Raw genomic sequence first — 11,446 nt, 5'->3', positions numbered from 1 at the left:
TACTTTTACCATCCATCCATCACCATAAGGATCAGAGTTAACCAATTCAGGACTATCGTTTAATTCGGCGTTAACTTCCAATACTGTTCCGGTAACCGGCATATACAGGTCGGAAACGGTTTTAACAGCCTCTACAGTACCAAAAACTTCTTCTTTTGCCACTTCGCTACCTACAGTGTTGATATCAACATAAACGATATCGCCTAACTCGCGCTGAGCGAAATCGGTAACACCAATAAAAGCTTCGTTACCTTCAACTCTAACCCACTCGTGGTCTTTAGTGTATTTTAATTCTGATGGAAAATTCATTGTTTTGTAAGTATTTGAATATAAGTTATTTATTTTATTGTTTCACCAGGCAAGCAAACATAAATGCAAAACACTAAAAACGTTTTCTGCGGTTTACGCACCAAAAATACAATTTAGTTTGACCAATCGCAACGGCTGGTAAATTAACTTTTAGCATATCGCTAAACATCAGATGGGGAGGGCTGATTGATTTGAACAGAAGTGACAGATTAAGCTCAAAAATTATTACTTTAACAACCTATAATCCATTAACCCTCATCATGAAACCAAATGTTATCTATACGCTGAAAGTTATCATTGTAACCGCATTGGCCACTATCCCGCTTACCTTACTCATTGGCATGGGCTATATTAAATTTTTAATGGCCGTTCAACCCAATTTTAGTTTTAATTTTAATATCCAGTTGGTTGATATTGCTGTTTTTGCAATCATTACTGCGTTGGCACTTTTATTAGGACTGCAGAAAATGGAAGGAAAAGTTTATCACAAAAGCAGGCGACCATTCGGCTACCTGTTGTACTCCATCATCGTATTTACGGTCTACCTTTGGGTAATGGGGAAATTACAGGGCATTACAATCCAGAATTTTTTATTCAGTTACGGGCCAATGTTCTTTATTACTTTGCTCTGCATGCGCATATTTCCGATTGGTAAAAATATTCAAAAAGAAAGTGTTGTTTAAACCTTTTGGGATAGATTGGCGCCGGGGAGAAAATGTATAAATACTAAAGCCTCACTATCATCAATAGTGAGGCTTTGAATGCTAATAAGTATCAATTTTAGATGCTGAAATAAATTCAGCATGACGACGCGCGTTGGTTTTACTTTAGTGTGTTAATTCAGCGTAAACCTTAAACTAAAACCAAAATTACTGAACGAAGTATTAAAAGTTTGTGAAGTATAAGGTTTTGTAATGTTCGAATCGTAAAATAGTTTGATGTTAAACTTCTGGTTCAATACATAATCAACACTTGGCCTTAAGGTAATATTTTTGGCCCCTGATGAAACTTCTGCTTCGGCAACATCGGCACGGTAAATAACCGTTTTATTATCGCGGATGGCTACATCGAGTTTAAAGTCCATATTGTTATCCATTTTCAGGCTTTTAAACCATCCAAAAGGAAAGCGGAATTTATTGGTACGATAACCCAGTCCGAATACCATATTATTTTCTGATAACTGCGCCAATTGGCTATTGGCCAAACTCAAGCCAAGCAACCTCGATCGGTTTAACTCGAAAGAAGCTGTAAGGTTGTTTTTAAACCTGGTATCTACCCCAACCAAAGGAGCAAAATATTCTGAAACGGTTACCTGCGCAAACTGATACTCGGGCAGGAAGTTGTTATTTACATCCCTGCTGCTTACGGCCCCATTGGTTTCCTGATAACGCAATAATGAATTAAAACCATTAATGTTATAGCTCGAGCGGTAACCGTGCCTGATATCAACCGACGAAAATTTATCAGCAATAAAAGGAATACGGGTTAAACCGCTGTAGGTTAAATTCCAGTTAGGGAGCGGGATTTTAGGAAAAGCATTCATGCTCGCTTTACCTGCATCCTTACCTGAGTAGGCGGCCATAAAAGCAGAAATAATTACATCCTGACTTTCTTTACCGTAACCATCGGCATAACCTCCGTTAAGCCCGGATGAGTTAGGGTTCTGTGCGCCCAACCTTCTCGAAATAATAATCCGGTTGGCCATAAACTGGTTAAACAGTGCCGATACTGTGCTCGAATTACTTTCTTTAAATGCGGTACCTAAAGCAATGTACGAAACACTGTAATCGCCGGTGGTAATGGCACTTAAATTTTCGAAAGAGGAAACAGTAGCCACATACCTAAAGTTGGTAGAAAAATTCCGTGTTTGCGCTTTATTGGCCTTTAAAGTAATCCGCAGATCTTTAAATGGTTCTAACTGTCCGGTAAGCTGGAAATCCTCGCGTAGTGTATTTACATATAACTGGTTCTGTAAAGTATCGGTTGTTAACCAGCCATTGCCCAGTGCCATTTCGCGGATATCGCGCTGACTACCAAAAACAAAGCCCAGTCCCGGTGCGCCGGTAGCTTTATCTATACCAAAAAACTGGGTTGTTGGCATGTAACCAGGTAAGAAAATACCTTTAGTTTGTACAAAACTGGCATTTACATTTTTCAAACTCGTTAACAGGTTAATGAAAAATTTCTTGGCCTTGCTTCCATCCTGATCATTTCCCGCATTCCGGATAAAACCAAACTTATTGTAGAGTGTGGTTAGGGTTAAGGTAGGATTAATCTGAACGGTTCGGCTGTTCTGTATGGTATTACCCAAATTAATGTTGGGATCGCGTAGGGTAGAAAGTGGTTCGGTTTGCCAGTTAAAGTTGGTGCCGTAACGTGTTTTTACCGAAACCCAGTTTAAGCCCGGAATTTTTTCGATCGGCAGGTTGTAAGTTACGTTTAAGTTGTGGTTATAATCGGTGGTACGGCCCAAACGTTTTAAATTTTCCCAAACGGTATCGCGTTTTAAACCTTCAATCCTTCCGTCCGGTTCGTCGATGATAGAATAATTGGTGGCATTAAAATCAAGCTGTAACGAACGGGTAAGGTTCCATGCGATACCATATACCCTACTCATGGTAAAGTTTTTATTAAAGGTTGTTCCGTAACCGCTTCGGTAAAGCCCGATGGTATTGTTCGGATCATTATTCCTTAAGGTATTTTCGGAATATAAACGATCTACATCAATCCTGAAGTTAATTGCACTCGGGAAAATGCTAAAGTTGAAATCCTTTAGCAAAGCAAGCATGTTTGATTTGATAATCTTTTCGAACGGAGCTATGGTTTTGGCCTCTTTAGAATAGCTATACTGTAAAGATGCCCTGTACGTATTCTGTAAACTGCTCTGATTAATAAAATCGCGGTGATTGTATTGCGTGTAAGCATAACTTGCCGAGAAATTTTCGATATCCCAAAGATGGATAGGTTTGTTATTGTTAACCCTGTCTTTCCTTACGTTGGTGAAGTTGATGCCTCTCCTAACCGTATAATCCTGCGCAAAATTCAAGATCGAATCTTTTTGTGCTTTGGTTGATTGCTCCAATGCATTTTTAAGTTCGATATCCGGTGTACGTGGATTATACTGTGGTGTAGAAACCTGTTTCGAATAGTTTACGAACATCGGGATTTTTACGCCTGATTTCTGCGGCAGGAATTTGCCCAGTTCTACCGATGAGGAAACATCCAACAGCACATTATCGGCGCGGTTTCTTTCGCTCACTTTCGAATCAATAGAACCAAAACCAACAGTTGATTTACTACCCGAAATATTTACATCGGCAAAATCGGCCAGTTTTAAATTCAATCTTCCTGTTGCGGCCCACCCACCTTTTTCGTCAAATTCCGTCAACCTTAATTCGTTGAACCAAACCAGTGCACTTTTATCCTGTCCATCATCACGTATACCTTCATCATTTGCAGCACGCAACGGGTTTTTAATACCCACCATATAAACCCTCACCTTGCTCATATCGGGCTGACCTTTTACAATAATCGTTCTTGCCCCATCAGTATAGGTAAATGGAACATTAATCGGCCAAGGTTGTCCGTTAGCCTGTTTAGCTACATTACGGGCCAGTTTTGCATTTTGGAAAAGCGTTAATTCGATATCCATCCTATTGGCTTCAGGCCAAATCGCATCAGGATCGCTGGTTCCCGGATTGGTAACCTTTAAAGGCATTACATATTCGTAATAGTTGTCCTGGTTATCGGTTCCGATCCTCAAAAAGGCGGCAACATCATTATTATTCAATACCTGATTGTTCACCGCTTCTGCATGGACAAACATTTCTAAATGCTTGTAAGACCTAAAATCGCTATAGGCCGTTTTAAATGCAGCCCTGCCATAACCATCCCTTAATGATTTAACGGTAACCGATAACGATTGCTCGTTTAACCTGGTATCGCCACGGTAATTGCTATAATCACGCTCACGCAAAATTCCGGGAGGGGTAACATAAGGGATCGGAGAACGTTTACCATTTTCTTCGATGTTTACCGTTGATACTTCGATGGTGGAGTTATCTGGTGTTAAGGCCGGTAAAGATGGATCAACAATTACCTGTGCAGCAAGGTTCGAAGCATTGTATTCTCTCCATTCCCCGCGGATCAATTGTAATTTTGCAAAACGCAATATTGCTGTATCGGCAAAATTGGTCATGAACATCCTGAAGAAACGGATCGATTTAAAATCCTGGATACCACCAACGCGGTCCTGATACTGACCGATCGGAATCCTGAACTGGTACCAGGTAGCAGCCTGTGTATTTCCGTTTGCCAGTTTTACCTGTGATACAACCTTATCGGTAATAAAATTCTGTCCAACACTTAAATCACCCGGACGCATAGAAACTTTGTACTGGAAATACTCGTCGCTTTGGGTCATGTTGTTATCGCGATTGATATCTTCCCCATCCGGCAACGAAGTAGAAGCCGAATTTTCGAGCCCAAGTTCTGCCTGTGATTGTTGCGAAGTTTTTGAGTTACCCTCTGTTCCGTTATATTTTTCGTATCGTTTAAGGATACCTGCATTGATCTGATCTAAAGCCGGTCCCCTGAAATAAGCATAGTTATCTGATGATGGATCGGCATCAATTGCAGCAGCAGCAGTAGCGTTTAACTGCGATTTGATCTGTGTGATTGCCGCAGCAAATTTCGTTTTTTCATCGGCATCCGATAGTCCATCCAAACCCACATCCTGTGCACGGCGCGAATCGGGATTGTTATCGAAAGCCTGCACTACCGGCTGTAGTTTTGGCACACGGCCCCAGGCGGTTTCATCATATTTACTTGGATCGTTGGTAGCCGGCAAGCCGTTTTCCAATGATTTTCTTCCATCTTTTAGGATATCTTCAGAGATATTACCCAGGTTGAAATATACATCTCCACCGGCAGAATTTGGCTTATAGATAAATGGATCCAACATCCAAAACTCGATAAAGCCAACATTCAGGGCTTCAAAATCGTTGGTTTCGATTTTCCGCTGAAAACCGCCCCAGCTATTTTTAGGCAGCAATAAAGATCCATCCGCTTTAAAGTCGGTAGTACGGTAGTTATATGGTCCCCTTACAGTTGGGTAGTAAGCCACATCGAGTGTAGTGATATTCAGTGCCTGTCCGGTTGCGGTTTCTTTAAACGGGAAAACCTCCTGTTCAATTACCTCCCTTACATAATGATTGGAAAGTTCGTTCCTGTTACCCCTGATATTGGCAGGTGTGGTTGATGCGGCCGAATTATAAAAGGTAGGATCGATATTGTAAAAGGCAATCCTGGCACGGTTATAACCATAGGATAAATCGTTGGATCTATCCGACTCGGGAAAAAGTTGCGGCGTGCCCGAAAGCTGCCAGGCTATGGCACTCTTTAAATCGATCACCGATCTCGATGCTTCGAAATCATCAAGGTAACTCACCCCATTTTTACTTCCGGCAAAATTTAATGCCCTCGGGTGACCTGGGATCAGCTGGGCAAACTCACCATAAAAGGTTACACTTGATGGTGCCTTGGTTGAAATGAACGGAAGTTTATCAACCAGCTTGGTTAAAAATCTTGAAGGCGAGCTATAGTTGATATCGGCTCCCCAAATGGTATTCGAAATGGGTTCTTCGCCAAGATTTACCTTTTGGGTTAAAGGTTTCTCGGTAAGGTTCATGATGGTACCCCCAAGGTTTAGCTTGTTATTAACACGGTAATCCAAACGGGTTCCGAAAAGTGAACGCTGCTGCAAACCAAAAAGTTCGTTGTTTTCGGTAGTAATCCTGATCGGCTGACCAGAAATTAAAAGTGCCTGGTTAATGATACTTACACGACCGCCCTGATAATCGACCGTAAAATCTACACCTTCGGTTAAGGGCATGGTTCCGGCAAAAACCTTTACGGACCCCTCAGGAACGTTAATGGCATTTAAACTAAATTCGGAAGAAATATCCGATTGATAATTTACCTTGATCACATACCTGTTCTGGTTCTGGAACAATTGTTTGGCAATGGTCTGTGTAGAATCGTAAAGTGCGGTAAAAGTATATTTATTGATCAACGCCTGCTCGCTGGGTAAAAACCTTGCAGCCAAATCTTTACCGAAAGGTTCGATTACCGGGAAAATAATCCTTCCGTTTGCCGGATCGATGGTAATATAGCCCGAATTGGTGTTGGTAACCAACGAGGTTTGCCCGTTGCTCCCTACCCCGAACATACTGGCCTGATTGGCATTACTTGCAGTAGAATACGAGCCAAAAGCATTATTGGCAGCCACAAAGTCGAACACTCCATCCGGTCTTCGCTCGTTCTGCTGGTTTAAACGGTCAAATTCGGTCAGGGCAATCCATTGTTTGTTTGCCGTATTCTGCCCTTCCGTCATTACCGGATTATCTACACCGGTTTCGTTATCAATACGGTAAATATCGAGTTTAAAATTCTGACTACTGATCTGGTATCCACCGATGGAATAGATGTTTTTCATCATCAGATCCCAGGTTGGCAACTGGATTTTTGTGGTTTCGTTCTTTAATAATTTGGCATAAAGTACTTTTGGATTTGCCGCATCAAAAGGAATATCGGTAGAAAACTCTCCCACCTGATACTCCACACCGTTATAGGTATAGCGGTAAGCTACTGCCAAAACCTCATCGGCATTTAACGGGTTGTTTAAAGATAGGTAACCCAGTTGCGGTTGGAATGTAAATTCGCGTTCGGTAAGCTTACGCGCATAAATCAGTTTGGCAAAGTTATCGGTATTGCTGGTGTTAACAGGCGTTGTTTGGAAGAACGAAAGAACAGCGTTAGAATTGGTCTGTCTTATGGCTCCTCCCTGATAAGCGTTTAACTGCGCAATTAAATTGTTCGATTGTTGTGGAAAACCTGTTGCGGTAGTTCCGGCAGGTAAACCCGAAGTTCCTCCATTAAGTAAAGAAGTATTAAAAGGCGCATTTTCGCCCAAATCCATTAAACCCAATACATCCCTCGAATCGGTTGTGTTACCGGCTTTATTGGTAATCCACACCTCTATTTTGGTAATCTGGATCGGTGAGGTAATAATTGGTGCATTAGCCAGATTTTTATTGTAGTTGTTCCTGAAATATTGCGATAGAAAATAGTGTTTGTTGGCCTCATAGCTATCGATATTTACCGTGGTGCTATTTTGCTGCGCACCGTTGGTAATTTTAATCTCCCTCGATTGCGATTTCTGTTGGGTATAAACACTGGTTACATTTAAGCGCCCGAATTTTAACTGGGTTTTAATACCGAAAAGGGCCTGTGTTCCGGTAATTAATGAGGTATTTAAAGGTAAACTTACGTTACCGGCCTCAATTTTCTGGATAATATCGTCAGCACCACCGGTATAATCAAGTTTAATCTGGTTTTCGAAATCGAACTGTGCCTCTGTATTATAATTACTTTTGATTTTCAGTTTAGTTCCGATATTTCCAACCAGATCCATCTGGATTCTCTGATTAAAATCGAAATTGGTCTGTACACGTTGCCTTTCGTTAAAAAGCGGATTTTCATTTTTATTTACACGGCCCAAAAAAGTAAGTTCGGCTTCTCCACGCGGTTGGATATCGATGGTGGTACCGCCAAATAATTTCTCAAAGGCTTTACTGTTTACCTGGATCTGCGGAATAATACCGGTACTGCGGTAATCGCTTACCTCGGCGTTTGAGATGCTGCGCCAGTTGCTCCGCTTGATCTCGCTGTTAACAAGACGTTGATATTCATCAATACTTAAATACTGGGTATTTAAAACAAATTTTTCTCCTATTATTTCTTTAACGATATAACGTTTGTTTTTTGCATCATATTCTACCACACGCCTTAAGTTATTTGGCGCAGGATAAAATGGATTAACGGCGGGACTAAGGCCCAGACGTTCTTTTTCTTTTAAACCGAAGTTATTTTTAGGGGCAATAGTGTCCGCTTTGCTTGGAACTACTTGTGAGAAAGCGTTTTGAGAAGCAATTAGAAAAAGTGAGATGAGAAACAGAAATGTAGATATTCTCTTCAAAGGCAGTGGTTCTATAAGGTTTTTAAAGCTTGTTTAATTAGTTGCTCTACCGAAAGTGTTCCCTCTGTCACTTTTAAAATCTGGTCTATAGTTTTTTCGGCGGTTTGTTTGGCGAATCCGAGCATTACCAATGCTGATAACGCTTCATCTTTAACAGTATTGTGTTGAGGCATAGAAATTAATGAATCTGCCCCTTCTTTTTTCAGTTTGTCCTGTAATTCTAAAACCAGGCGTTGTGCTGTTTTTGCACCAAGGCCTTTAATTCTTTGAATCAGAGGTAAATCTGCTTTAACAATTGCGGTCTGGATTTCTACAGGAGTAATGGATGATAAAATCATCCTGCCTGTGTTGGGTCCAATTCCGGATACCGATATTAAGTGTAAAAATAAACGGCGTTCGCCCTCATCAGCGAAGCCGTATAATGTATGTGCATCTTCTTTTACATGCAGCCAGGTGTAGAGTTTACACCTTTCTGCATCGCCCAAAGCGCTGTATGTATTTAATGAAATGTTGATATGGTAGCCTATACCTCCGGCTTCAACCACAACATAGGCTGGGTTTTTGAATGTCAATTTACCATCAATATAGGCGTACATGCAATTCTACTTTTTAGTTGTTTTTCCAAATATACCTTTTCGTTTCGATGTTTCAATTTCTTCTTTTGCCTGAACATCTACAACAGCAATGGTTACCATATTTACAATTTCGCGTACCGAACTGCCCAATTGAACAATATGAACAGGTTTATTCAATCCTAAAAGGATCGGGCCAACGGCTTCTGCACCGCCAAGCTCCTGTAACAATTTGTATGCAATATTGCCCGACTCCAGATTTGGGAATACCAAAGTATTGGCGGGGGCATCAGCTAATGTACTAAAAGGAAAGTTATCTTTTAACAACTCGTTGTTAATGGCAAAATTTCCCTGCATTTCACCATCAACCACAATCTCGGGGTGGTTTTTATGAAGCAGGTTAACGGTTTCCCTTACTTTGTTAGGGGTTACACCATCGTTTGAACCAAAGTTAGAATAAGATAAAAGTGCAATACGTGGTTTGATGTTAAACTGTTTTACCGATTTATCGATCAACAGGGTAATATCAACCAGTTCTTCGGCAGTTGGATCAACGTTTACAGTAGTATCGCCAAAGAAAACCGGACCTTTTTTGGTCATCATCATGTACATACCTGCCACACGTTTTACACCGGGTTTAACACCGATTACCTGTAGCGCCGGTTTAATAGTGGCTGCATAATTTTTGGTCAAACCTGAGATCATCGCATCTGCTTCGCCAAATTCTACCATCGATGCGCCATAATAGTTGCGGTCTCTCAATAGTTTGGTGGCATCGCGCATAGAAGAAACCCCTTTACGCTGGCGCTTATTGAAAAGTGCTTCGGCATATTGTTTGGTTTTATCGGGATTCTGCATCTGATCGATGATTTCAACACCTTCCAGTTCTAAAGCATGCTCATCAATAATGGCCTGTATTTTATCTTTATTACCCAAAAGGATCGGAATGGCGATATTATCGTCTTTTACAATCTGGGCAGCTTTTAAGATTTTGTAATTATCAGCCTCTGCAAATACCACACGTTTAGGAGCCATTTTCGCTTTGGTGGTTACTGCCCTCATAATGGCATCATCCAAACCTAAACGTTTTCTTAATTCTTCGTTATAAGCATCCCAATCGGTGATGATTTTTCTGGCTACACCACTCTCAATGGCTGCTTTTGCCACCGCGGTCGAAACCTCGGTAATCAACCTGAAATCAACCGGTTTTGGAATAATATAATCTTTACCGAATTTAAGGTTACGGGCATTGTAAGCTAAGTTAACCGCTTCTGGAACCGATTTTTTTGCCAGTTCGGCAATCGCCCTTACCGCAGCAATTTTCATGGCTTCGTTAATGCTGGTTGCCCTAACATCCAATGCGCCACGGAAAATATATGGGAAACCCAATACGTTATTCACCTGGTTTGGATAATCAGATCGGCCAGTAGCCATAATCAGATCCTTACGGGTTTTAATGGCCAGTTCGTAGGCAATTTCGGGATCTGGATTGGCCATGGCAAACACAATCGGGTTTTTGGCCATGCCCGTTAACATTTCGGGCGAAATTACATTTGCTGCCGAAAGTCCGATGAAAACATCTGCACCTTTCATTGCTTCGCCGATATTGGCAATTTTTCTGGTGGTAGCGAAACCCATACGGATATCGTCCAGATCGGTACGGTGGATATCAATTAAACCATTGATATCGAACATCACCAGATTTTCTTTTTTAACCCCTAAACTCAGATACATTTTTGAGCAGGAAACAGCCGCAGCACCGGCACCGCTTACCACCACCTGGATTTTATCGATCTTCTTTTTCTGGATTTCGCAGGCATTTAACAAAGCTGCACCAGAAATAATGGCTGTTCCGTGCTGGTCATCGTGCATTACAGGGATATTCATCTCCTGTTTTAAACGGCGCTCGATTTCGAAACACTCAGGGGCCTTGATATCTTCAAGATTGATCCCGCCGAAAGTTGGCTCCAGTGCTTTAACGATTTTTACAAAATCATCAACATTTTCGGTATCCAGTTCTAAATCGAACACATCGATATCAGAAAATATTTTAAAAAGAAGGCCTTTACCTTCCATTACGGGTTTACCGGCTTCGGGGCCGATATTACCAAGGCCTAAAACGGCCGTTCCGTTACTGATTACTGCAACTAAATTACCTTTGGCGGTATATTTATAAACATCTTCTTTGTTGTTTGCTATTTTTAAACAGGGTTCTGCAACTCCCGGAGAGTATGCTAAAGTTAAATCCCTTTGTGAGGTTGTAGGTTTCGTGGGTACTACCTGTATCTTTCCCGGACGCCCTTGCGAGTGGTAATCCAACGCATCTTGCTTTCTATTCGTATTACTCATTAAGTAACTTATTAGTGACGGTGCAAAGGTACAATTCTTTTATTTGGCAAAAAACAAATATGAAAGCAAAATAGGTCCACAATAGAAGTCATTACCTTCGGAGCATCGTTACAGAAAAATAAATGATCAAGGCAGGAAAAAAGGAATAATTGAAATTAGTAAACCAAGATTTCTGGAT

General features: G+C 41.1%; 5 protein-coding genes. 1 reads left to right on the top strand and 4 read right to left on the bottom strand.

The window, feature by feature from the left end; all coding sequences use genetic code 11:
* The coding region (gcvH, locus tag B2V92_RS18990; protein WP_293311165.1) for a glycine cleavage system protein GcvH at positions 1 to 309 on the bottom strand (309 nt) is incomplete at its 3' end.
* Between the two features lie 260 nt (positions 310 to 569).
* On the opposite strand from gcvH, the gene B2V92_RS18985 reads away from it, so the two are divergent.
* The gene (locus B2V92_RS18985; RefSeq protein WP_293311163.1) at positions 570 to 992 is read left to right on the top strand and encodes a hypothetical protein; all 423 of its coding nucleotides are present in this window, start codon (positions 570 to 572) and stop codon (positions 990 to 992) included.
* Positions 993 to 1,144: 152 nt separating this feature from the next.
* On the opposite strand, the gene sprA is transcribed toward B2V92_RS18985, so the two are convergent.
* The 3 genes from sprA to B2V92_RS18970 are packed head-to-tail and all read right to left on the bottom strand — an operon-like array spanning position 1,145 to position 11,268.
* Positions 1,145 to 8,347, bottom strand: a complete 7,203-nt coding sequence (gene sprA / locus B2V92_RS18980; RefSeq protein ID WP_293311161.1) for a cell surface protein SprA — start codon at positions 8,345 to 8,347, stop codon at positions 1,145 to 1,147.
* A gap of 11 nt (positions 8,348 to 8,358) precedes the next feature.
* Complete coding sequence (gene ruvA, locus B2V92_RS18975) at positions 8,359 to 8,943, bottom strand: Holliday junction branch migration protein RuvA (protein WP_113947530.1); 585 nt, start codon at positions 8,941 to 8,943, stop codon at positions 8,359 to 8,361.
* A gap of 6 nt (positions 8,944 to 8,949) precedes the next feature.
* Positions 8,950 to 11,268 carry an NADP-dependent malic enzyme gene (locus B2V92_RS18970; RefSeq protein WP_293311159.1) on the bottom strand — a complete coding sequence of 773 codons (2,319 nt, stop codon included), beginning with the start codon at positions 11,266 to 11,268 and terminating at the stop codon, positions 8,950 to 8,952.
* Between the last annotated feature and the right edge of the window lie 178 nt (positions 11,269 to 11,446).

The organism is Pedobacter sp. UBA5917 (genome assembly GCF_002432345.1).
Lineage (GTDB): Bacteria > Bacteroidota > Bacteroidia > Sphingobacteriales > Sphingobacteriaceae > Pedobacter.
Note: the sequence above shows the minus strand (reverse complement) of the source record. Positions and strands in the feature narration are given on the sequence as shown.